The sequence below is a fragment of the Prevotella sp. P4-98 genome, assembly GCF_002251405.1.
GTDB lineage: Bacteria > Bacteroidota > Bacteroidia > Bacteroidales > Bacteroidaceae > Prevotella.
This window is the reverse complement of the sequence record NZ_NPJC01000032.1, coordinates 132971-156743: the sequence shown is the minus strand read 5'-3', so window position 1 is coordinate 156743 and position 23773 is coordinate 132971. Positions and strand designations below refer to the sequence as shown.

At 45.8% G+C, this 23773-nt stretch carries 16 protein-coding genes and 1 tRNA gene; 9 read left to right on the top strand and 8 right to left on the bottom strand.

The window, feature by feature from the left end:
- The first annotated feature begins 651 nt into the window (after positions 1 to 651).
- Genes CIK96_RS05485 through CIK96_RS05475 form a run of 3 tightly spaced genes read left to right on the top strand, consistent with a single transcriptional unit; the run spans position 652 to position 3897 of the window.
- Entirely contained in the window at positions 652 to 1827 is a 1176-nt protein-coding gene (locus tag CIK96_RS05485; protein WP_094390192.1) for a dicarboxylate/amino acid:cation symporter, read from the top strand.
- A 38-nt stretch (positions 1828 to 1865) separates the two neighbouring features.
- Positions 1866 to 3203, top strand: a complete 1338-nt coding sequence (locus CIK96_RS05480; protein ID WP_094440010.1) for an MATE family efflux transporter — start codon at positions 1866 to 1868, stop codon at positions 3201 to 3203.
- A 34-nt stretch (positions 3204 to 3237) separates the two neighbouring features.
- Entirely contained in the window at positions 3238 to 3897 is a 660-nt protein-coding gene (locus tag CIK96_RS05475; protein ID WP_094440009.1) for an MgtC/SapB family protein, read from the top strand.
- A gap of 1151 nt (positions 3898 to 5048) precedes the next feature.
- Here the strand turns inward: CIK96_RS05475 and coaW are convergent.
- The 6 genes from coaW to sppA form a co-directional block, all read right to left on the bottom strand.
- Positions 5049 to 5879, bottom strand: a complete 831-nt coding sequence (gene coaW / locus CIK96_RS05470) for a type II pantothenate kinase (protein ID WP_094390144.1) — start codon at positions 5877 to 5879, stop codon at positions 5049 to 5051.
- 270 nt (positions 5880 to 6149) lie between these two features.
- Positions 6150 to 6222 (bottom strand) — tRNA-Phe (locus CIK96_RS05465).
- Between the two features lie 159 nt (positions 6223 to 6381).
- Positions 6382 to 7446, bottom strand: coding sequence for a thiamine-phosphate kinase (gene thiL / locus CIK96_RS05460; RefSeq protein ID WP_094390143.1), 1065 nt, complete (start codon positions 7444 to 7446; stop codon positions 6382 to 6384).
- Between the two features lie 8 nt (positions 7447 to 7454).
- Entirely contained in the window at positions 7455 to 8219 is a 765-nt protein-coding gene (locus CIK96_RS05455) for a purine-nucleoside phosphorylase (protein WP_254046758.1), read from the bottom strand.
- Positions 8149 to 9336: a tetraacyldisaccharide 4'-kinase gene (lpxK, locus tag CIK96_RS05450; RefSeq protein WP_094440007.1), complete on the bottom strand. Its 1188-nt coding sequence runs from the start codon at positions 9334 to 9336 to the stop codon at positions 8149 to 8151. Before lpxK ends, CIK96_RS05455 begins: the two co-directional genes overlap by 71 nt.
- A gap of 18 nt (positions 9337 to 9354) precedes the next feature.
- On the bottom strand, positions 9355 to 11133 hold the full coding sequence (gene sppA, locus CIK96_RS05445) for a signal peptide peptidase SppA (protein WP_094390140.1): 1779 nt from the start codon (positions 11131 to 11133) through the stop codon (positions 9355 to 9357).
- A gap of 567 nt (positions 11134 to 11700) precedes the next feature.
- On the opposite strand from sppA, the gene CIK96_RS05440 reads away from it, so the two are divergent.
- The 6 genes from CIK96_RS05440 to CIK96_RS05415 all read left to right on the top strand — a co-directional run bounded on the left by CIK96_RS05440 (position 11701) and on the right by CIK96_RS05415 (position 19601).
- On the top strand, positions 11701 to 11973 hold the full coding sequence (locus CIK96_RS05440; RefSeq protein ID WP_094390191.1) for a co-chaperone GroES: 273 nt from the start codon (positions 11701 to 11703) through the stop codon (positions 11971 to 11973).
- 37 nt (positions 11974 to 12010) lie between these two features.
- Positions 12011 to 13642: a chaperonin GroEL gene (gene groL, locus CIK96_RS05435; RefSeq protein WP_094390139.1), complete on the top strand. Its 1632-nt coding sequence runs from the start codon at positions 12011 to 12013 to the stop codon at positions 13640 to 13642.
- 345 nt (positions 13643 to 13987) lie between these two features.
- A complete protein-coding gene (locus tag CIK96_RS05430) occupies positions 13988 to 14194 on the top strand; it encodes a hypothetical protein (RefSeq protein ID WP_094390138.1) in 207 nt (68 codons plus the stop codon).
- Positions 14184 to 17033 (top strand): DUF4450 domain-containing protein, encoded by a 2850-nt coding sequence (locus CIK96_RS05425; RefSeq protein ID WP_094440006.1) that lies wholly within the window; start codon positions 14184 to 14186, stop codon positions 17031 to 17033. The genes CIK96_RS05430 and CIK96_RS05425 overlap by 11 nt, the downstream gene beginning before the upstream one ends.
- A 20-nt stretch (positions 17034 to 17053) precedes the next feature.
- Positions 17054 to 18586, top strand: a complete 1533-nt coding sequence (locus CIK96_RS05420) for a phosphotransferase (RefSeq protein ID WP_094440005.1) — start codon at positions 17054 to 17056, stop codon at positions 18584 to 18586.
- A gap of 49 nt (positions 18587 to 18635) precedes the next feature.
- The gene (locus tag CIK96_RS05415; protein ID WP_094440004.1) at positions 18636 to 19601 is read left to right on the top strand and encodes a YitT family protein; all 966 of its coding nucleotides are present in this window, start codon (positions 18636 to 18638) and stop codon (positions 19599 to 19601) included.
- A 1017-nt stretch (positions 19602 to 20618) separates the two neighbouring features.
- On the opposite strand, the gene CIK96_RS05410 is transcribed toward CIK96_RS05415, so the two are convergent.
- Together CIK96_RS05410 and CIK96_RS05405 are read right to left on the bottom strand one after the other, a co-directional pair.
- Entirely contained in the window at positions 20619 to 21728 is a 1110-nt protein-coding gene (locus tag CIK96_RS05410; RefSeq protein WP_094388343.1) for a hypothetical protein, read from the bottom strand.
- Between the two features lie 7 nt (positions 21729 to 21735).
- Positions 21736 to 23769, bottom strand: coding sequence for a hypothetical protein (locus tag CIK96_RS05405; RefSeq protein ID WP_094440003.1), 2034 nt, complete (start codon positions 23767 to 23769; stop codon positions 21736 to 21738).
- Between the last annotated feature and the right edge of the window lie 4 nt (positions 23770 to 23773).

Genomic DNA, 23773 nt, shown 5'->3' with positions numbered 1-23773 from the left:
CTAACTTACAGATTGTAATTTTCTGCAAAGATAGTCATTTCTAACCCATAGAGTCATTTTTTGCTCGTATTTTGTCGCATATCAACCACTTACAACGATTGTTAATCGTTTTTAGTGGACACTAGTGAATTGTAATGTGTTAGTGAGTTATATGTTTTTGGTTATTGTATTTAGATTTTATTTTGTGGCTACAAATTTAAGATAATAATTGATAGGTTTGTCAAATAGACTGGAAAACTTTTGTTTTTTTTTACACTATTTATACATAACACTGCGATATATGGCTTAATATTATACTATTTTAACGATTTGTTGGGGTAAACTGTTAGAAAATGGTAATAAGTCTGTAATTTTGTCTTGGATAGACAGATGAATTATGATACACAATAGATGCTGACAGAGGACAATGATGTTGCATGACTATTGTGATAACGTCGGCATAGAGAAGAATGGTGCAGTATGATGGTGATGCATGAGACAAAGCCACACGCTGCCAGCCACACCACAGCACAGCAACGTCACGGTCCGTCAAAGACATAGATCTACGGAGATTATTAACCATTTCTTTGGCAGTTTCAATAAGTTTGCGTATTTTTGCAAGAATAACACAGATAACATCATGACAGATATATGGCCTTTAGCTTTTCGACTATGAAAAAGATGAAGATTGGATTGCTGCCAAGGATATTGATAGCCATGGCACTGGGTATTGCTGGCGGTATGGTGTCGCCGGAAATGCCAGTACGCGTTTTTGTGACTTTCAATGGCTTGTTTAGCGAGTTTTTGGGATTCCTCATTCCCCTGATCATTGTGGGACTGGTGACACCTGCCATTGCCGATATCGGACGGGAGGCTGGTCGCTTGCTGGTGGTCACGGCATTGCTCGCCTATGGCGCAACGGTATGTTCCGGACTGTTATCGTATGGCGTTAGCGAGGCGGTATTCCCTTCGCTCATCTCCGATCAGATAGAATGGACATCGATCAACGAGGCGAAACAGCAGGAACCTTATTTCACCGTGAGCATCACACCGCCGATGGCTGTGATGACCTCATTGGTCATGGCGTTTACACTCGGCTTGGGCATAGCCTATCAGGGCACGGCAACGCTGAAGAATGTTTTCACCGAATTCAGACAGATTATCACCAAGACCATACAGGTGGTGGTATTGCCGCTGCTACCTATTTATATATTCGGCATATTCTTCAACATGACCCATTCGGGCGAAGTGTTCCGGGTGCTGTCAGTCTTTGTGAAGATTATCGGCGTGATATTCGTGATGCACGTCGTATTGCTGCTCTTGCAATATGCCGTAGCAGGACTGCTGACCCATAGGAATCCGTTGCGGCTGCTGATGCGCATGATGCCTGCCTATTTTACCGCACTCGGCACACAATCGTCGGCAGCAACCATTCCTGTGACACTCCGGCAGACCATAGCCAATGGGGTGGGTGAGGGTATTGCCGGCTTTGTGGTGCCCCTTTGTGCCACGATACATTTGTCGGGTAGCACATTGAAGATTGTGGCATGTGCCATGGCGCTGATGATGATGCAGCATATAGACTACGACATGCAAGGCATGATAGGATTCATACTGATGCTGGGCATTACGATGGTTGCCGCACCGGGTGTGCCGGGTGGAGCCATTATGGCAGCATTGGGAATCCTACAGTCTATGCTGGGATTCGACCAGCAGTCGTTGGCACTGATGATAGCCCTTTATATCGCTATGGATAGTTTCGGCACTGCCTGCAATGTGACGGGCGACGGTGCCTTGGCGCTGATTATCGACCGATGGTTTGGCAGAAAAGTCGCTGTGACGGGTTGAACTCAACCGCATGACTTTAATTTGGATAACAAATACACATGATACACTACAATTTCAAACGTGACGTCAACCACCTCGTGGGACCCATTCTGCTGGAAACCCTACTGACTTTTCTCTTGGGAGGCGTCGATACTTTCATGCTCAGCCAGTATAGCGATGCGGCTGTAGCAGCAGTAGGAGTAGATAACCAGATACTCTCGTTGGTGTTTCTGCTCTTCACTATTATCAATGCCGGCACTTCTGTGCTGTGTGCACAGTATCTCGGAGCAGGACGCGAAGAGAAGTTTATCAGAGTCGGCATAGTGGCTTTGGCACTCAATCTGGTGGTGGGAATAGCTGTCAGCCTGACGCTGTTTCTCGGTGCCGACTCGATATTGACACTCATGGGACTGCGTCCCGAACTGATGGTGTATGGTCGCCCGTATATGCAGATAGTGGGCGGAATGGCTTTCACACAGGCGATTTCCACCACGGTGAGCACCATTCTGCGATCTGCCAAGATGCCCGTTCCGCCAATGATGGTGGTGGGGGTGGTCAATGTGCTCAACATCATGGGCAACTATATATTGATATTCGGTAAGTTTGGCATGCCCGAAATGGGTGCCGAGGGTGCCGCCATCTCTACAAGCATATCGCGAGTAGTGGCTATGGTGTTGTTGGTGGTCATACTGCGTTGGCGCTTGTTCACCTATGTGCCTCAAAAACTCTTTGCCCATTTCCCCACACACGAGTTGCGCAATCTGCTGAAGATTGGCATGCCATCGGCTGGCGAAAACATATCCTACAACCTGCAGCAGCTCACCTTGCTGTATTTCATCAATATGCTGGGCAATGACGAACTGACTGCCCGCACCTATATTGTCAATGTGGTGATGTTTGTCTATATGTATGCCATCTGCATTGCCCAGGCAAGCAGCATCATGGTGGGACATCTGACAGGATTGGGAAAAACACAGGCGGCATACCAAGTGGGACGCTTCTCCTGGCGTAGGGGAGCACTCGTCACACTGTCGTTCTCGGTGCTCTGTGCACTCTGCGGACCGTTTATTGCCGACTGTCTGACCGACAATCCCACTATCGCCAAACTGGTATGCACCTGCTTCTGGGTCGATGTGCTGCTCGAAGTGGGTAAGTGTGTCAACATCTGGGCGACCAATACGCTCAGGGCTGCGGGCGACATCCTCTATCCTTTCTACCTCGGTCTTGTGGTGCAATGGGCAGTGGGGGTGCTGTTCGGATATCTGCTGGGCATCACGCTTGGCTTCGGACTGGTGGGCATGTGGTTTGCCTTTGTGCTCGACGAGAATATCCGCGGCATACTGTTTGTCAGACGATGGAATGCCTTTAAATGGGCAAACAAGTCGTTTGTGAATTGAAGAACTAAACGATAGAACTCTAAATCATAAAACTATGAACGAAGCATTTATCATCCGCATTTTGTTGGCAGCCCTGCTGGGTGGTGCCATCGGTATAGAACGTGAATACCGGGCAAAGGAAGCAGGATTCAGAACCCACTTCCTTGTAGGGCTTGGTGCTGCCATCTTCATGATACTGTCTAAATATGGTTACGAAGATGTGGTGGGCGGAGTGGTGCGCCTCGACCCTTCGCGCATTGCCGCACAGGTGGTCAGCGGTATCGGTTTTATCGGTGCCGGATGTATCATCTTCCAGCGCCATGTGGTGCGCGGACTGACTACAGCGGCTGGGCTGTGGGTGACCTCTGCCATCGGATTGGCTTGCGGATCGGGACTCTATCTGCTGGCAACGGTTTCTACGGTTCTCGTATTGTTGTGCTTGGAAGGTGTCAGCATCTTGCACAACCGATTCGGTGCGAAGCAAATTTCGCTGACCTTCTCTGCTCCTACACGTGAGGGAATACGCGGAGTGCTCGATTCTATCGGTCGCGAACACGCTGAGGTGTTGGCTTATGAAATGAAAACTCATCGCTCACAAGATGCTGAAACATATACTGCCACCGTTCGTTTGAAGGTGAAGCGCAACCATTATCAGTCGCGCATCATGTCGTTTATGACTGAGTTTGATGGAATCACCATCGACAATCTGGAATAGTATCAAGGCCATAGGAGGTCGGCGGTTGAGCGCATGGAAGTTTTTTTTCGCCTTTCCGAAACCGTGATACAACAACAACGAGGTTTGTTTGACGCTGTCGGACAAACCTTGTTTCTCTTACGCACGCGCACGCGCGTCTTTTGCAAAAATCGACCACTCGACCACCAAGTCTGTGTAAAACTATGTGGTACAACGGTTTAGCTGATGGTCGAATATCGTTTCATAGGGTGTTTTCGACCACCATTCGAACATCTATCGACCACCGTCAAAATTTGTCGAATTTTTACATCTCAGCCCAATATACGTATTGTCAGACATTTCCAAACCTTTGGCAAAAGTATTGCCCAACGTTTGGCAAGAGTGTTTCCCAACGTTTGGCAAGAGTGTTTCCCAACGTTTGGCAAGAGTGTTTTCAAACGTTTGATAAAGGTGTTTTCAACGTTTGATAAAAGTATTATCCAACGTTTGATAAAAGTATTATCCAACGTTTGATAAAAGGTGTTATCCAATATTTGATAAAGGTGTTATCAAGGCTTGTCAAAGTGCTGATAAACGATAGTATTTTATAAGGAAAATAGGATCACGCTTTACTTTTGTCCTTACAGGACGTAGGCTAAATAAAATCATACACCCCAGGGTGTTACCCTGGGCTATGAAGATTTTGCCCCATTCGGGGCGTTAGTAACCCAACAACTAACGACGGGCTAATACCCAACAACTAAAGATGTGTTAATAACCAAACAAGCAAAGGCGGGCTGAAAGCCCAATGGTTTCCTTAGCCCAGGGCATCGCCCTGCGGATATGAATGCACATAATCAACCACGTCCTGAAAGGACAAAAGTAACTCAGCTCTGCTCTTTTGCCGAAAACAATAGTAATTCCACATTGAAAAGCATCATTCTTTAGGCTGATTCGTGCACATCACATCGTTGCACTGGTGGTCGATGGGTGGTCGATAATCCTGAATTTCAAGCAATCGACCACCGCATATAGCGCTGAATGACAGCGCGATACACGGATTGGTGGTCGAGTGGTCGAAATTTTTCTGAAAACTGAATTTTATGTAAGCACTTCAGGTGCTCCTTTCTGTAGCACCACAGTCGCTTGTCAAATGGCAGAATAGAACTTAAAATACTGATATCTAACAGTTTCTATTTGCCGAGTTGCTGTCTGAAGTTGAGCGCAGCACCGATGGCAGTACAAAATTCAGAGTATTTCGGTATGTGGAAACGCACGTTGTAGAGCTTTTCCAGCATAGGATAAATCTCTTTGCATTGGGGGTAGAGCGTCAGATTGCCTATCAGTACAAAGTCTTTGATGCCCGTGTTGAGGGCGGAAAGAATGCTCGCAGAACCGATGCTCTGCAATACCATGGTGATAATGCCAAGGGCAATATCTTCGCGTGGCGCGTCATACTGTGCCTTGCTGAATAGCGATGCGGTGGCATTCATGGGGAGGCCGGGCAAAGGACGACTAGAGATGTCGCCGATGAGCAAGTTGATGTTGCGGATGTCGCCACGGAGTGCCAGACTCGAAATCTGTTTCGGATCGCTTGTGTTGAGCATCACACGCGATAGACCCTGTACGGTTCCACCTCCGATACCAATACCTCCGATGTGTCGGATCTCATCGCCATCACATTGCACAAAGCTGGTTCCTGTACCCATTGATACTACAATGGCTTTCGAGAGACCGCTTTCAAAGCGTGCGCCCAAGCCATCTGCAATGAATTCGTCTGTCTTGCCTGTTGGCAATCCATAGACGGGTCCGTCGATATATGCCGATCCCACACCAGTCACCATGACTTGTTCAACGTCGCTGAGGCTGATGTTGTTGTCGTGAAGATACTTTCCGAAAGCTCCGTAGAGTGATGTGACGGGATCGACCGCAGTAATGCGGATGGGTGAAAGAACATGTTGTTCGTGCAGTCCAACAATCTTGGTGGTCGATATGCCCACGTCAATGCCGATGATGATTCCCATTGGTTTTTACTTTCTTTTTTGTTTGTTAGTTCGTTTATCCGCCGACAAAGGTACGAATAAGCGAGCAGAATAAAAAAGAAATGCCCAAATTTCTTTTTTTATTCTCGAGCGCGAGTACCTTGGACGCTTTAGCGCCAAAGTACGAATAAGCGAGCAGAATAGAAAAGAAATGCCCAAATTTCTTTTTATTCTCGAGCGCGAGTACGATATGTAGAAAAGTAAAACCCCTGCCAACTAAATGTTGAACAGGGGCTTAAATGAAAGGAGGAGTGGTACCTCCAGGAATCGAACCGGGGACACACGGATTTTCAGTCCGATGCTCTACCAACTGAGCTAAGGCACCATATTCGGTTTTGCAATTCTTTCGTTTGCGGTTGCAAAGGTACTACATAATTTTGATATACCAAACAAACCGCATGAAAAAGTGCTATTTGTTAACGAATTTTAAGAACTTTCGCCCTTTTTGCCTCCATTTACCTTTGTTTTTGCGCTTATTTTGCCATTATTGCAGTGGATTCCAACCTTGCGCTTTTAGTGGAAATTCTTGGTCGTCGCGTGTCACAAGCACCTGTCCGAGGCTATCCTTTGTGATGTGTCCGATGAGGCGAACATCGTCGATGGCCTGGATTTTCTCATGGTCACCAATAGGAATGGTGAACAGCAATTCATAGTCTTCGCCGCCGTTGAGTGCGCAGGTGGTCACGTTCATGTTGAGTTCTTCTGCCATTACCGCAGTCTGATAGTCGATGGGGATCTGCTTCTCGAAGATACGGCATCCCACATGGCTTTGCTTGCAGATGTGCATCAGTTCACTCGACAGTCCATCGCTGATATCCATCATAGCTGTGGGGCGTATGCCGGCAGCACGGAGCTTTTCGATAATATCGCCGCGTGCCTCGGTGCGCAGTTGGCGCTGGAGCAGATATTCTTTGCCGGCAAAGTCGGGCTGGAACTGAGCCAGACTCTCCAATGCCTTTTTATCGCCTTTGCGTTTGGCTTCGTCAACTTGTGAATAGTAAACAGATTTCTCACGTTCTAAGAGTTGCAGTCCCATATAGGCAGCACCGAGGTCTCCGCTGACACATATCAGGTCGGTCTCTTTGGCTCCGTTGCGATAGACGATATCCTCTTTCTTGGCTTCGCCGATACAGGTGATGGAGATGGCGAGGCCTGTATAAGATGAGGTGGTGTCGCCTCCTACGATATCCACATGCCATTTGTCGCATGCCAGGCGCAGTCCGTTGTAGAACTGTTCCATATCTTCCACGGTGAAGCGCTTGCTTACTGCCAGACTGACGGTCAGTTGGCGTGGGGTGCCGTTCATGGCGAAGATGTCGCTGATGTTGACCATGGCAGACTTGTAGCCAAGGTGCTCTAAATCTATATAGGTGAGGTCGAAGTGTACGCCTTCCATCAGCATGTCGGTGGTGACGAGTACTTCGCTGTTGGGGTAACTGAGTACGGCGCAGTCATCGCCTACGCCGTACTTTGTTGATTCATTCTGTGGTTTGATGTCTTTGGTCAGTCTGTCGATCAGTCCAAATTCACCCAGTTTTGCTATTTCCATGTATTTGTTTATGCTCTGTTAATCATTTCACGCATGATCTCAGTCATCAAAGGCTGTGCCTTGTTGGCTGCTTCCTGTACTTCTTCGTGACTTACTTCAACGGGATCGTCGAAGCCGCCAAGGTCGGTAATGACACTCACACCGAAGGTCTTGATGCCGCAATGGTGGGCTACAATTACTTCGGGGACGGTACTCATGCCGATGGCGTCGCCGCCCATCTTGGCAAACATGCGGTATTCGGCTGGTGTTTCAAAGGTAGGACCCTGTACGCCGATATATACACCATGCTGCACTTTGATGCCTTTTTCTGCTGCCACTTTATCAGCTTCTGCCACCAGTTGCAGGTCGTATGGCTCGTGCATGTCTGGGAAGCGAGGTCCGGTGGGGAAGTTTTTTCCGCGCAAGGGGTGTTCGGGGAACAGGTTGATATGGTCGGTGATGATCATGAGGTCACCGATATTGAACTGTGGGTTCATGCCTCCGGCTGCATTTGACACGAAAAGCGTCTTGATGCCCAGTTCGTACATGACGCGTACGGGGAACGTTACTTCCTTCATCGAATAGCCTTCGTAGAAGTGGAAGCGTCCTTGCATGGCCATGATGTCCTTGTTGCCCAGTTTGCCGAAGATGAGTTTGCCAGAGTGGCCTTCTACGGTAGAAATGGGGAAATTGGGGATTTCGCTGTATAGGAATTCGTATTTATCAGTTATTTCGGAAGCTAATTGTCCGAGTCCTGTTCCCAGAATGATCGCTGTTGTGGGATTTGTGGTCATCCTTTCTTTGATCCAGGATGCTGTTTCTTGAATTTTTTCGTACATAACTGATGATGTATTTGTTAAACATTTCGCCCTGGTCCAGCATGAAGCTGATGGTTACAGGGAGTATATACATATTGTTTTTTACTTCTTCGCTTAGTCCTTCGACGTCGTACAGACGGGCTGCGTCTTTCTCTGTCGTGATGAGCAGACGTGGTTTCGGCAGTTGTTCGAAGGTGTTGTTGATGTGCTGAATGTCTTTGCTTTTGAACTGATGGTGGTCGCTGTAGGTCAGCGGAGTCAGGTGCGTGGTGTAGGGCTTTAAGTCCTGTATCATCTGTTTGGGCGATGCAATACCGGTGAGCAACAGAATGTGTTCGTCGGCTTTGATGCTTTCGAGTGGTCGTTTGCCCTGATTCTGTTTGTCCTGTCCGCCGAACATGGGGCGTAGCGGTCCGTATTTCAACGAGGTGAAATAGAGCGACTGGTAGGCATAGAGCTGCATCATCTTGTTGGTCACGCGATACTCCATCGGTTTCATGTCTTTAGGACATTTTGTCACGATGACAACATCTGCGCGGTCTTTGGCAGACAACGGTTCGCGCAGTCTGCCTGCAGGCAAGAGGCAGTCGTCGATAATCAGACGATGGTAATCCACCAGAAGGATATTGATGCCTGGCTGCACGTAACGGTGCTGGAACGCATCGTCGAGCAGGATGACATCAGCCTTGTTGAGCTCTGTCAGTTGGTCGATGCCGTGGCAACGCTTTTTGTCAACTGCCACGGTGATGTCGGGATATTTCCTTTTCATCTGAAACGGTTCATCGCCGATGCGCTTCATCGGTGTGTCGTTGTCTGCCAAGACAAATCCTTTGCTCTTACGTTTATAGCCACGACTGAGTACTGCCACCTTGCAATGGTCTTTCAGCAGTTCGATAAGATATTCCACGTGAGGGGTTTTTCCTGTACCGCCAACTGTGATATTGCCCACCGAGATGACGGGTATGTCAAACGATCGGCTTTTCAGCAGATTCATCTCAAAGGCCATGTTGCGAAGCTTCACGCCGAGTCCGTAAAGCCAGCTCAGCGGAAGTAGCCATTTGTTGATGCGGATGAAATTCCCTCTTGCGTTCATATATTATATAAGGTGTAATTATCGAATAGTAAGGAAATAGGGCAGGCGAGCCTGTATCTTACTCATGTTTTCCACCTGCTTGATGTAGCGGAGCGGCTCGTAGAGTTCGCCGAAAGTGGCTTGCATTTGTTCGTCGAGATAGCTGCCGCTATTGCCACTTGCCGATGCCAGAAGGGTTTCATACCAACTGCTTGGAGTCTGATACTCGCTGGCGTAATATTCGTCGAGCTTTGCCAGTTGGGCGGCTTTCTTGACAGCGTCGTCGAGCGAACCGATTCCATCTACGAGATGAATCTTCAGGGCGTCGTTGCCCAGCCATACACGGCCTTGTGCAATCTGCTCCACTTGGGCTACGGACATCTTGCGTCCGTCAGCCACACGTTTGCGGAAGAGTTCGTAGCCTTTGCCGATATATTTGTCGAGGATAGCCATCTCTTCTGCGTTAAAGAATCGTGAACGCGTGCCGAAGTTGGCATGTTTGTTGGTTTTTACCTCGTCAAACTTGATGCCGAGCTTGTCTTTCATCAGTTCGCTATAGTTGAGGAACATGCCGAAGATACCGATAGAGCCGGTAATGGTAGTGGGATCGGAGTAGATATAGTTGGCTGCACAACTGATGTAATAGCCTCCCGATGCTGCGTATCCGCCCATGGAAACCACTACGGGTTTCTTGGCTTTCAACTTGGTAACTGCGTGCCAGATTTGTTCTGAAGCATAGGCAGAACCACCAGGTGAGTTGACTCGGAGCACTACTGCTTTCACATCGTCGTCGTCGGCCAGTTCTTCCAAGTCCTTACACATATCTTTTCCCACGATACAGGTTTGTGGATTCATGGGATTGCTGTTGTCTTCATCTACAATATCTCCATAAGCATAATAGACAGCAACCTTGTCGCCACGATTTTTCTTATCCTCCACATTGAGCATATCGCCCAGGCTGAGTTGTGGAATGTCGGTGTCGGTATCGATGTCGAGGCGTTTCTTGATGACGTTTTTCACTTCATCAGCATACATGGTCTTGTCGATGAGGCGCAGTTTGATGAGCTCCTGTGCATCGGCCAAATCCATGAAACGATCGGCGTATGCGTTGAGCGAGTCGGTAGAAATCTTACGGCTGGCAGATACGTCTTTGAGCATTACCTTCCATATGCCTGTCACATAGGCAGTCACCTGTTCGCGGTTAGCTTCGCTCATGCCGTCGGCAGTCACTTGCTCTGGTGCGCTCTTGTATTTACCTACTTTGCAGAGTTCAAACTTAACGCCAAACTTAGCGAGCAAATCTTTGTAGAATACGGGTTCGGCAGCCAGTCCGTGCCAACCAATCTGACCTTGTGGGTTGAGCAGAATCTGGTCAGCCACCGAGCAGAGGTAGTATTCGCTCTGGCTGTATCCGTCGGAGTAACTGATGATCCATTTACCACTCTTCTTGAAGTCGAGTAATGCCTCGCGAATGGCATGGAGTGATGCTGGCGAGTCTGTTGCCATTCCGTCTGCCTGAATGTAGATACCTTTGATGTTCTCGTTGTCTTTTGCTTTATGGATAGCACTTATAATGTCGTTGAGTCCGTCGATAGTGGTATCGCTGCCATTCAGAAATCCTATCGGATTGTCTGTGCCGCGTTCATCAATGTTGTTCTTGAGCACAAGGGTGAATACTGAACCGTCTTTCACCTGAACGGTTGATGCGGTGCTTGCGGCAAGGCCGACCAGCGAGATAACACCCAATATGCCTACGATAACAGAAAGCATGACGATTCCGGTTATGGTTGCGCCTACGTATTTAATAAAATCTTTCATAATTTATTGTTTTGATATGGTTTGTTGTCTTTTGAATAAAATCCGATAGTACACATTTCGTTGCAAAGGTAGTGCAAACCGAGCGAAATACAAAGAAAAACCCCGTTTTTCTTTTATTTCCGAGGTGCCGCCTACCTAAGGTGCTTTGCATCAAAGGTAGTGCAAACCGAGCGAAATACAAAGAAAAACCCCGTTTTTCTTTTATTTCCCCTTTTGTTCTCCCATCTATTTCCCATTATTGTCTGTCAGTTTTGGGGACTCACTTGAGACTTACTTGGGACTTACATCGGACTTACTTAATAATCTCGCTACATATAAAGATGGCAACATCCCGAACGCATCCCGAACGCATCCCGAACATCAAAAATGTCATAAGCATCATTAAAAATTGTGGCAGAAGTTGTGCTCACATCAGTCTTACACCTTATTTATATATGATTCCCTGCTTCTTTGTGGCAGTCATACACGGAGTGGAAGTGTGACAATGTGTCAGTCTTTGACGAATGGCACACTTTTGGCATATTGACTGACAGAAGAAATTTAACTTTAAAACAGATAAAGATTATGATGAACATTAAACCATTAGGTGACCGCGTGCTGGTATTGCCCGCACCCGCAGAAGAAAAGATTGGTGGAATTATCATTCCTGATACAGCTAAAGAGAAACCTCTCCACGGTAAAATTGTTGCTGCTGGACAAGGCACTAAGGACGAAGAGATGATTCTGAAAGCCGGCGACGAAGTGCTTTATGGCAAATATAGTGGTACCGAACTTGAGTTTGAAGGTGAAAAATATCTGATGATGCGCCAGAGCGATGTGCTCGCCATTATCGAAAAATAAGCAATTGACAATAATAAAAGAATAAGGAATAAACATTATGGCAAAAGATATTAAATTCAATATTGAAGCTCGTGACCTGTTGAAAAACGGTGTCGATCAGTTGGCTAATGCAGTAAAGGTAACCCTCGGTCCTAAAGGACGCAACGTGGTTATCGAGAAGAAGTTTGGCGCTCCACAGATCACCAAGGACGGTGTTACGGTAGCTAAGGAAATCGAACTCGAAGATAAATTTGAGAACACAGGTGCTCAGCTGGTAAAGAGTGTTGCTTCTAAGACTGGTGACGATGCCGGTGATGGAACAACTACTGCCACCATTCTCACTCAGGCTATTGTGACCGAAGGTCTGAAAAACGTGACCGCAGGTGCCAATCCTATGGATTTGAAACGCGGTATTGACAAGGCTGTGAAAGCCGTGGTTGACCACATCAAGGAGAGCGCTGAGCAGGTTGGCGACAACTACGACAAGATTGAACAGGTTGCCACAGTAAGTGCTAACAACGATGAGGAAATCGGTAAACTCCTTGCCGACGCTATGCGCAAAGTATCTAAAGATGGTGTCATCACCATTGAAGAGTCTAAGAGTCGCGATACCCACATCGGTGTTGTAGAGGGAATGCAGTTCGACCGCGGTTACCTCTCAGGCTATTTCGTAACCGATTCAGACAAGATGGAGTGTATCATGGAGAATCCTTACGTGCTCATCTACGATAAGAAGATCAGCAATATCAAGGATTTCTTGCCCATCCTGCAGCCTGCTGCTGAAAGCGGACGACCCTTGCTCGTTATTGCCGAGGATGTCGATTCAGAGGCTTTGACCACATTGGTTGTAAACCGTCTGCGTGGTGGCTTGAAGATTTGCGCTGTCAAGGCTCCTGGCTTTGGCGACCGTCGTAAGGCTATGCTCGAAGATATTGCCATTCTGACAGGTGGTGTCGTTATCAGCGAAGAGAAAGGTTTGAAACTGGAGCAGGCTACCCTCGACATGCTGGGTACTTGCGATAAGGTTACCGTATCTAAAGACAATACAACTATTGTCAATGGTGCTGGCGACAAAGAGAATATCAAGGATCGTATTGCACAGATCAAAAAAGAAATCGAACTCACTACCAGCAGCTACGATAAAGAGAAACTGCAGGAGCGTCTGGCCAAATTGGCAGGTGGCGTAGCCGTTCTTTACGTCGGCGCTAATAGTGAAGTTGAGATGAAAGAGAAGAAAGACCGTGTTGACGATGCACTCTGCGCTACACGTGCTGCCATTGAGGAAGGCGTTGTAGTGGGTGGCGGTACTACCTACATCCGTGCACTCGACGTACTGAAAGACGTGAAGGGTGTGAATGCCGACGAGCAGACCGGTATCAATATTGTAGAGCGTGCCATCGAAGAACCACTTCGCCAGATTGTACGCAATGCAGGCGGTGAAGGTGCTGTGGTTGTTCAGAAAGTACGCGAAGGCAAGGGCGACTTCGGTTACAATGCCCGTACTGACAAGTATGAAGACCTGCGTGCTGCCGGTATTGTTGACCCAGCCAAGGTTGCTCGCGTAGCTTTGGAGAATGCAGCCTCTATCGCTGGCATGTTCCTGACTACTGAGTGTCTTATCGTTGACAAACCAGAAGAGCATCCTGCTATGCCAATGGGCGGCAACCCAGGAATGGGCGGAATGATGTAATAATTTGTAAACCAAACATATCAAAAATCGGGAGATTGAACGTTGTTTCAGTCTCCCGGTTTGATTTATATCAATTTAAAGTGTTTTTTTATCTAAATAATTTGCATCGTGTTTATAAAACACTTATCTTTGCAACGTTGAAAGTTAAAATCAACGCAAAATGATATGATTATTAGAAAATAAGAGATATTTTTTTGATTTGTTTTAGTAGATTAGTTTTTAAGTAGTTTGTTTTGAAACCGGCTGTCGAGATGACAGCCGGTTTTTTAATGTCATCAGGTGGGGTTAAAATAAAACGGCTTTTATTTTGTTTTTCGCCCACTTCATAGTATCTTTGTACCCAATATGAATAAGAGTAATTGGCTAATATGGATACTCAAGGCTATAGTAGCCTATGGTATATATCTCATAGTGTATGGACAGACCACTTCACGTCTGTCGGCTTTCTGCATGTCGCTTGGCATTATGATATTGCTGGTGTTTGCGGAATATGCCGTAGAACAATGGGTGGAGCGTCGTCGTGAACGTAAAGAGAAAGAAAATGAGGAATAGATGGTTGGCGCTTGTCGCATCTTGGTTGTGCCTGTTGCCGATGGTTGCCCAACAAAACTATCGGCCCGAAGGACGTGCCTTTGTCTGCGAGAATGGCAACAACCGTTATACTCGTGCCCTATATGGTGGCCCTACCGACTATCGCATAGAGACCAGCGATCGCCCTGTCTTTGCTATTGCCAAGAAGGGGCATCATCGCCATGTGGCTTTCAAAGTCAATGGTATCGACCTTGAAAATGTTGCTTATTGCAAAGCATGGTATGTTGATGGTATGCGCAGTTATCGCTTGCGCGACAAGAGGTTAGGAAAAACTGATGTGCTGGTGGATGTTGTGGCGCTACACAACCGAGAGGGTGCCGTGTGGCGACTGATGTCTGGCGACAATTCTCTTGATGTGACTTGTACGCTGAGCGGCGTGAAACAACCGAAGCTGCATCGTAACGGCGACCTGGGTGTGGATAGTCGTGACTGCTTCGATGCAGCCCAGAATGATGCCGACCGACAGGTGGTGAAATGTCCCAATTCCTCTCCCGTATATGTTGTGGTGATGCTTGACAAAGTGGTCAACATGTCGCCCGACCAACAAGCACAACTCTTTGCCGAAGCCGTAGCTTATAATCAGAAGATGGCTTCGCGTGTGACGTTCGACACTCCTGATCCTTATATCAATACTTTGGGTGGCGCACTTGTGATGGCTGCCGATGGTGATTGGGATGGACAAACATGGTTGCATGGCTGTGTAGGCTGGCGAATGCCGCTGGCAGGATGGCGTGCCGGATACCTCGGCGATGTGCTGGGATGGAATGATCGTGCACGCTCACATTTTGATGCTTATGCCCGTAGTCAGGTTAACAAAGTATCAGCAACGCAATCGCACCCTGCACAAGATGAGAAACAACATCTTGCACGTGCAGAAAAACGATGGGGAACACCCATGTATAGCAATGGTTACATCTGTCGGAATCCGAATCGCAACGATCAGATGCACCATTATGACATGAATCTTAACTATATCGACGAACTGCTCTGGCACTTCCAATATAATGCCGATATAGCCTATATACGAAAGATGTGGCCTGTGGTGGAACGACATCTCGAATGGGAGAAACGCAACTTTGACCCCGACGGAGACCACCTCTATGATGCCTATTGCTGCATCTGGGCTTCAGATGCCTTATATTATAATGGTGGTGCAGTCACCCATTCCTCGGCCTATAACTATCGCGCCAACCTATTGGCTGCCCGTATGGCAGAACTCATAGGGCGCGATCCAAAACCGTATCAGCAGGAAGCGGCTGCCATTCTCGATGCCATGAACAGTCGCCTTTGGCTTGAAGACAAAGGACATTGGGCTGAATATGAAGACTTGATGGGACTGAAGCGCAAGCATGAGAGTGCTGCCGTATGGTCCATCTATACACCTATCGACTGTGGCGCATGCTCGCCCGAACAAGCCTATCGGGCCACTCGCTATGTGGATCATGCCATTCCACATATTCCTGTGCGTGGTGATTATGCTACTATTGCCACCACCAACTGGCAACCTTACGACTGGAGTATCAATAATGTAGCGGCTGCCGAGGTGATGCATACGGCGTTGGCCTACTATCAAGCCGGCAGGACAGATGCTGCCTATCGACTGATGATGGGCAATATTATCGACCAAATGTATGAGGGACAAAGTCCTGCCAACTTCGGACAAATCAGTAAATATGATGCTGCACGAGGTGAGTGTTACCGCGATTTCGGCGATTGTATCGGTATTTCCTCGCGCACGCTGTTACAGGGACTTTTCGGCATACAGCCACAAGCTCTCTTCGGAAAATGTATCATCCGTCCGGGCTTTCCCTCATCGTGGGATCATGCTTCGGTCAATACACCTTATCTCTCCTATACCTACCGCCGTATGGGTAGAAAAGTGATGATAGAGGTTGATCAGCATTTCAGCAAACCCTTGAAGATTGTGCTGCGAGTGAATATGGGTGGGGGGCTCTATCGCGATGTAGAGGGCACTACCGAACAGCATCAGGTGCTGACCGTGGAAGAACCGGTTCGGTTGCCCGATGTAGAACTTCATGAAGCAGTCACAATTCCCGATGCAACACCCATCGACGAACCAACCTTTGACCGTAAGTTTGTCAAGCAGCGGCTGACTCCATATTATAATGCCAATGTCACAGACATATTCCGTCAGGAGTATCGCACACCTCGTCCGCCATATACTACCTTGCAGATACCTGTGCAGGGAGTGGGAGAGTGGTGTCATCCAGATTATTGTCCGGAAATAGTAGATACCGCTTTCCGGGCAAGTATTGTTAATGACGAATTTGTGATGATGGGCGTACCTTTTGCCACTCCTGCCGAAGGACAGAATATCGTGTTTACTTCGCTTTGGGACAACTATCCTGATAGTGTCACCATTCCGTTGAAGGGACGTGCAGCCAAAGCATGGTTGCTGATGGCAGGTTCGACCAATCACATGCAATCCCATATCACCAATGCAGAGATTGTGGTGCATTATGCAGATGGTACGACCGACACGCTGCCGCTGGTCAATCCCGACAACTGGTGTCCTGTAGATCAGGACTATTATATCGACGGTAAGGCCTTCCGTGCTCCCATGCCGCGACCATATCGCGTTTCACTTGCCACAGGTACTGTGAGTCGCAACCTGGGCAAGGCTCTGCATCTCGGAGGTCCCGCCCAACGTAACATTCCCGGAGGGGCTGCCCAAATGCTCTGCATGCCGCTGAAATCCCACAAACCGCTGGCTTCCATCACGCTCCGCACTTGTTCTAATGATGTGGTTGTCGGACTGATGGGCCTCACCTTGCAATAATATTTATCTATTGAATCATCATGCAACAACTCATATCACTCTATAGTAAATGGTGCGGAGAAGAACCCGCACAGGTTGAAAAACTGCCCGGTGCAGGCAGCAATCGCGAGTATTACCGTATGACAGCTGCCGACGGCACATCGGTGGTGGGATGCATCGGCACCAGTCGCGATGAGAATCATGCCTTCGTTTATCTTTGCCAACACTTTACCCAGCGCCAATTGCCAGTACCTAAACTTCTGGCAGTTAGCGATGACGAACTCCGATACTTGCAGTCCGACTTAGGTAGTGTGTCGCTTTTCGATGCCGTTCGTGGCGGACGTGCGGCCGGTGGCAGATATACGTTGAAGGAGCAGGAACTGCTGAAACGTACCATTCGACAGTTGCCCAACATCCAAATGCGTGGTGCCAGAGGACTCGATTTTACCAATTGTTATCCTCAGGCAGAATTCAATGTGGATAGTGTGTTGTTTGATCTCAATTATTTCAAGTATTGTTTTCTCAAGGCTACCGAACTGGATTTTCATGAGTTAAAGCTTGAGGCTGACTTCCGTCTGCTTGCCAAAGACCTGACAGCTGAGCGTTGTGATGCCTTCCTTTATCGTGATTTCCAGGCACGCAACGTGATGCTCGACAGCGAGGGCAATCCTTATTTTATTGATTTCCAGGGCGGACGTCGTGGACCGTATTATTATGATTTGGCATCGTTTCTGTGGCAGGCGTCAGCCAAATATCCCTATAAGCTGCGCCGCGAAATGGTCTATGAATACTACAACGCGCTGAAGCAGTTTACCGAGGTGCCCACACCTCACCACTTTGTAGAGCGACTCTCTCTCTTCGTGCTGTTCCGCATTCTGCAAGTGTTGGGAGCCTATGGATTCCGCGGCTATTTTGAGCGCAAACAGCATTTCATCAGTAGCATACCGCCCGCTATACAGAATCTTCGAGAACTGTTGGAAGTGGCACATTTCCCCTATCCCTATCTCATCGACCTGCTCCAGCGCCTGACAGAATTGCCGCAGTTCCAGCAGATAGAACTTACAGCCAGTAGAGCCGATGGCTACAAGACTACTGCGCATAACCCTTACCGCCAGCATCCACAGGACGGTCCAGCCACTTTCTCTAAATACGATTCTCAGGGACCGTTGGTGGTCAAGGTCTATAGTTTCTCTTACCGCAAAGGCATACCAGAAGACGAGAGTGGCAATGGTGGCGGCTATGTGTTTGACTGTAGAAGTACTCACAATCCCGGTCGCTATGAACCCTACAAACAGTTGACAGGACTCGACGAACCGGTCATCCGTTTCTTGGAAGACGATGGTGAGATACTGACATTCCTTGACTCCGTCTATCGACTTGCCGATGCCCATGTGCGCCGTTACATGCAGCGTGGCTTCACATCATTGATGTTTTGTTTCGGTTGCACAGGTGGACAGCACCGTAGTGTATATTCAGCCCAACATCTGGCTGAGCATCTTCACGACAAGTTTGGTATAGAGGTGCGCATCTGTCATCGTGAGCAGCACATCACGCAAACCTTGCCAGCGCGTTGAGGCATGCGAGTAAAAAAAGCATAACCAATCTAAAAAACTGCTATTGCTTATGTATTCTAAAAGTAATAAAGGGAAATTCTTGCGCCAACTGCGCGACTATTGTGTGCTCACCCTTGCTATGATATTGGGAGCCGTTGGTGTGGAACTCTTTCTGTTGCCTAATGAAATCACAACAGGTGGTATCATTGGTGTAGCATCGATTGTTTATTGGGGGACGGGTATTCCAGCCCACGAAACATTCTTTGTGCTTAATGCCTTGTTGCTCGTTGTGGCGCTGAAGGTCTTGGGATGGCGTTTCTGTGCTAAAACCATCTATGGTGTTGTGATCTTTACAGTAGCCTCTACGGTATTGCAAAATATTATGCCACCCGATTTCCATCTGCTTGCCGATCAGAAGTTTATGGCATGTATGGTGGGAGCTGTATTCCTTGGCACATGTGTGGGATTGGGACTTTCTGCCGGAGGTTCTACTGGAGGATCGGATGTGATAGCCGCCATGATACATAAGTATCGTGATGTGTCGCTTGGACAAATCATCTTGTTCTGCGACCTCACCATCATCACATCTTCCTATGTGGTATTGCAAGACTGGGAAAAGGTGCTCTATGGCTACGTGTTACTCTTTGTCATATCGTTTGTTGTTGACCACATGGTCAACTCACTACGTCAGAGTGTGCAGTTTTTCATCATTTCCGACAAGTATCAAGAGATTGGTGAGGCTATCAATCAGATAGCCGACCGCGGATGCTCGGTGCTCAACGGTAGTGGTTTCTTTACGAAGAAAGACATCAAGGTGATTTTTTGTATCGCTAAAAAGAGCGAGTCGCGCTTCATTTTCGACCTCATCGATGAGATAGATCCCAATGCCTTTGTGGCTCAATCGGCTGTGGTTGGTGTATATGGTCAGGGCTTTGACCGAGTGAAAGCACACCATAAAATCAATCTCACGGAACTTCGTGAGAGGTTGGCTAAAGAGCGTGAATTAAATCCAGAAACTACTTCGTCTGGACATTAATTTCCGGTTGGTTGCTTGATAGAACAGGTGGGGACTTACTAAAGAGATGGTTCAAAGAACATACTAAACCCAAATCGATTATTAAGGTTTGGGTGGAATTTGGATTTGTATTTGGTATTTCTTATAAAACTGTATTTGTGAAACTTTGAATGAAATATAATGGACTATGGCAATTTGAAACGCAGAAAATTTTGACTGATCAAAAATAAAGACTCAAACTGCGGTAAATGATACTTACAGACCATTCGGTAATAGATTCTGCCTTATTAACGGCAAAAGATATGTTGTCTTATTGATCGATTATTGATTTCTCATCAAAAGTGTTTAGTGTGACTGCGCACAGAATTTGTATAAAAAGTATATAAATGAGTTAAATAAAATTAAAAAATAGCTCAAAGAGTGACAAAGAGTGACAAAGATGGACATTTGGGTTTTGTGATGTTGTATCTTTGCAGCCCTACCTGAGGATGATTTCCCAAACAAGATGGTAGCTTTGCAACAAACCATTTAACGAATAATCAAAACCGTGCATTTATGTTTACAAACAGTACATTCAGCAACCCCAACTGCTTACAACAGAAGGACCATGAGTCTTCATTTGACACCCGACCCGTTATCGTTCGGTTCTCGTTAACTTCTCGTTCGGTTCTCGTTAGGTCCTCGTTCGTCTCTCGTTCGTCTCTCGTTGCTTATTCGTTAGTCTATCGAAGACCGAACGAGGACCGAACGAGGAACAAGCAAAAAACGAACGAAAGAGCAACGAACGTCGATCGAGTAGCCGACGGGAAACTATCGAAGTCAACCACAGAATATGTAATGTGCTGATAATCTGACAATTGTGTTTTATACGATAGAAAAGTGGCTTTGAGGATTAATGAACACCTCAAAGCCACGAAAGTTTAACGTATTTAACATTCTTAAACTTGTCGCGAATTAAACTGGCTACAGTAATTATCTTCCTTCGCCTTTCTATTTAATCCCATTATATAAATAGACATTCCATTAATAGATATAATATTATGCATCATCCTCATGGAAATATATTTTGAGCTTGTAGGTATAATAGTCGGATGCATACATTGGTTTAGTATGAATCTTGAAAGAACGACCTCCTGGAATAACATATCCACTACCGGCTTCATTAATATTAATACGGGAGCCATTATCCAATACAATTTCCGGAGGATAGTACATTCTGCTTGTAGTATAGTTCCAATCATAAGTAACCATTCTCCAAGCTCTACCTACAGGCACAGAGATGTACTGTGATTCAGCGTAGTATGTTGTACCGCCATTCCCGTTACTCGTTTGGTGTGATCCATAATTACAATAATAACTTCGCATCGAGTAACCATCAGTCACCATCTCAATTTCTACAACTTTATTTCTTGCTTCTTCATCAGCAGCGACCAAGCTGTTATACTTGTTTAGTTCTGATGATGCTTCGTTACGATGAAGACCTTTGGGATAATCTTGAAGATAAGTTTCTAGCAGCGAAACACTTTTCTTTAGATTATCCTCAGAAAGCCCAGCTTTCGTTGATTGCCATGCTATAGAATCATTGACAAATGCCTCTACGATTGATTCCATTGAGGTTCTATGATCAGGGAGTGCATCTGTTTGGTGTTTCGAAAGGAACTCACGCGCAGCATATATATCACCTTTTGTTTTCGCTGTATTATAATCTGCCAATTCCTGTTGTTTGGGGGCATATATGCCGAAAAACCAATATGCCACTCCACCTAGAAGCAAAGCAATAATCAATAATGGTATGATTAGTTTCTTTGCTTTACTGCTCTGCTCTTCATCATAAACAAGTGAATCTTGTGGAGGCACGGTGCCCGCAAATTGTTGATGGTTATTATTCTGTTGTGCACCAGATGTCTGATAGTAATTAGTTTCTGGCGGCACTTGTTGAGGATAATTTGTTACCGACTGATAACCATTTGTCTGAGAATCTTCAAAGTCGGATTCTAACAGGGCACTGTTATCAACTATAGGTGCATCAACTATTACGTCTTGTTGACAATTGGGACATAGGCACTGCACCTGTATGCCTGCTTGTGAAGATACTAGAAATACTTGTCCACAATAGGGGCAGGTAACTTCGAATTGAATATTATCCATACATTTATTATTTTGTTTTGTCTATAATAAGAATATGATTACTACCAGTACGTGTAGTATTATTTCTTCCGCTTTGATTATTAGAACGATTTCTTGAAGATCCGCTGCTACGATTTGTTCTGCGTATACGCGGTTGAACTGTAACAACAGTATCAGTGTCCTCAGTTGGCTCTATCTCTTTTTCTGTAACCTCTACTTTACCGATGAAGGGCAAAACTGGTAGTAAGCAAGATTGGGCAACACTGGTTCTGTAGATTTTTTTCTTGTCAAATCCAATAGCAAAGGCCGAATAATCGGGATCGTATGGATCCTTAGTACTTGTCCACAATGCGCCTCCATCTCCTATTTCGCTCGTTTTTTCTTTAAGATTCTTGAAAAGAAAGGTTTGGCATTCTTTTCTATCGAAGATTTCTCCATCACTAATTTCTCTAGCATTTTTTAATAAATATGCTTGAGATCCTAACGGTACAATACTTACATAAAGGCCATTCTGAGGATCGAATTTGTAGCGAAAAGCTGAACACAGCCAACTATTTTTAAAGCGTAAAGCATAGATTACGCCATCACCTTTACAAAAATAAGATGATTTTGCAGCATAAGGAGCTTTGTCAAACATTCCAAATTGTAAGGTATCTGTATCTTCCGTTTCGTAACGTGTATCAAATTTTTTGTCGCTTGAAGGGAAAATGCAATTCATATTATTCATCGTTGGTAGGTGAAAATCATGGTCACCGTCATTGAGACAGGCCTTCATATTTGCGTCATCGAAACTAAATACTCCAGGTTCATTATTGTGGTTAGTCATAAAGTTGCCTTCTTGGTCGAGGTAATCTTCACTGATAAAGTCAAAAGGTATAGAATCTGGGATATTTTCGATGCTTAGGATTGGTTGGCAAACAGTGAAGGTTTTATTATGCCTTTCATCTTCTGGGCAAACCATTGTAAATTCCAGATTTCGTTCAACGATTCCCAAATTTTTGTTTAGTTTAATCTCGTAATTAGATACTCCACCGTCTTCAGATTTCTTTTCTACAATACCATATTTTAAAATAGCATCATCATACTTTAATAAAGGGGCATTTGGATTTCCTTTTGCATAGACCTGTATTACAGGATTGGCTGGACTTATCTGATAAACTTTCTCTGTATCACTAGATTTATCTGTTTTAATATTTTCACCATAGATATTATAGTGCATATAAGTCATATTTTTCTTATATGTTTTTTCTATGTCGACAAACGGGCGAATGAAACATGTCGACATACGTTGAGAAGAAATTGTTACTGTTTCGTTATTGATGTTTAGAAATTCCTCATTATTTATATAATAAGAAACACCTCCACTATAAACAGGCAATACAATCACCTGTTTGCCAGTTTGCCCGTTCCACCATTCGTCATCATCTATGTCTTTTACTTTCTTTATACGAGAGTCTGCACCTATATACTTCATGGTGACAGTAAGTTTAGTTTCGCTTAAATCATAACGATATGCCCAACGATCCGGATTGTCTTCTCCCTTTTTCTCGATATTGTCTTTAAACCTCAACGCATAGATTGTATTCTTACCCTTGCTAATATAGTCTGAATAGAAAGACTTTCCCCCATTATGCCCAATCTTTACAAACTCCAAATTATTATATAGTTTACTCGATTTATTAAATAGTGGCATTTCGTCTTTTGGCCCTAACTTATAAGGCGCAGCAATAAATGACATTTCGCTCGCTGTTGGCATTCGATAAACAACCCCATCTATTTCCCAGACCGCGTTTTCTCTATTGCTGTTTACTAAAGCTGGGTTGGAATTATCTTCATTAGTAAAGCTGGCCTCGTTAGAAGCAAGATTATTTTTTGCAAATAGCTCCCAGTGATTTAGTTTCATTTGTTCAGTACGCACCTTTTCGGCATACTCAGCATCATTTTGGCATAAATTATCAATCTGCTCCTTATTGCTGGGTAATGTATAGGTGGAAACTTGAGCATTGGCTGTCAACCAATTAAGACATATTAATGTCAAAACAAGTATTCTATTTTCCTTCATAATA

Bases quoted from the DNA above. Each gene is read 5' to 3' on its own strand.
- CIK96_RS05475 (WP_094440009.1), top strand. From the start codon at position 3,238: ATGAACGAAGCATTTATCATCCGCATTTTGTTGGCAGCCCTGCTGGGT.
- sppA (WP_094390140.1), bottom strand. From the start codon at position 11,133: ATGAAAGATTTTATTAAATACGTAGGCGCAACCATAACCGGAATCGTC.
- thiL (WP_094390143.1), bottom strand. From the start codon at position 7,446: ATGGAAATAGCAAAACTGGGTGAATTTGGACTGATCGACAGACTGACC.
- CIK96_RS05480 (WP_094440010.1), top strand. From the start codon at position 1,866: ATGATACACTACAATTTCAAACGTGACGTCAACCACCTCGTGGGACCC.
- lpxK (WP_094440007.1), bottom strand. From the start codon at position 9,336: ATGAACGCAAGAGGGAATTTCATCCGCATCAACAAATGGCTACTTCCG.
- CIK96_RS05405 (WP_094440003.1), bottom strand. From the start codon at position 23,769: ATGAAGGAAAATAGAATACTTGTTTTGACATTAATATGTCTTAATTGG.
- CIK96_RS05440 (WP_094390191.1), top strand. From the start codon at position 11,701: ATGAACATTAAACCATTAGGTGACCGCGTGCTGGTATTGCCCGCACCC.
- CIK96_RS05420 (WP_094440005.1), top strand. From the start codon at position 17,054: ATGCAACAACTCATATCACTCTATAGTAAATGGTGCGGAGAAGAACCC.
- CIK96_RS05410 (WP_094388343.1), bottom strand. From the start codon at position 21,728: ATGGATAATATTCAATTCGAAGTTACCTGCCCCTATTGTGGACAAGTA.
- CIK96_RS05425 (WP_094440006.1), top strand. From the start codon at position 14,184: ATGAGGAATAGATGGTTGGCGCTTGTCGCATCTTGGTTGTGCCTGTTG.
- CIK96_RS05430 (WP_094390138.1), top strand. From the start codon at position 13,988: ATGAATAAGAGTAATTGGCTAATATGGATACTCAAGGCTATAGTAGCC.
- CIK96_RS05455 (WP_254046758.1), bottom strand. From the start codon at position 8,219: ATGACCACAAATCCCACAACAGCGATCATTCTGGGAACAGGACTCGGA.
- groL (WP_094390139.1), top strand. From the start codon at position 12,011: ATGGCAAAAGATATTAAATTCAATATTGAAGCTCGTGACCTGTTGAAA.
- CIK96_RS05415 (WP_094440004.1), top strand. From the start codon at position 18,636: ATGTATTCTAAAAGTAATAAAGGGAAATTCTTGCGCCAACTGCGCGAC.
- coaW (WP_094390144.1), bottom strand. From the start codon at position 5,879: ATGGGAATCATCATCGGCATTGACGTGGGCATATCGACCACCAAGATT.
- CIK96_RS05485 (WP_094390192.1), top strand. From the start codon at position 652: ATGAAAAAGATGAAGATTGGATTGCTGCCAAGGATATTGATAGCCATG.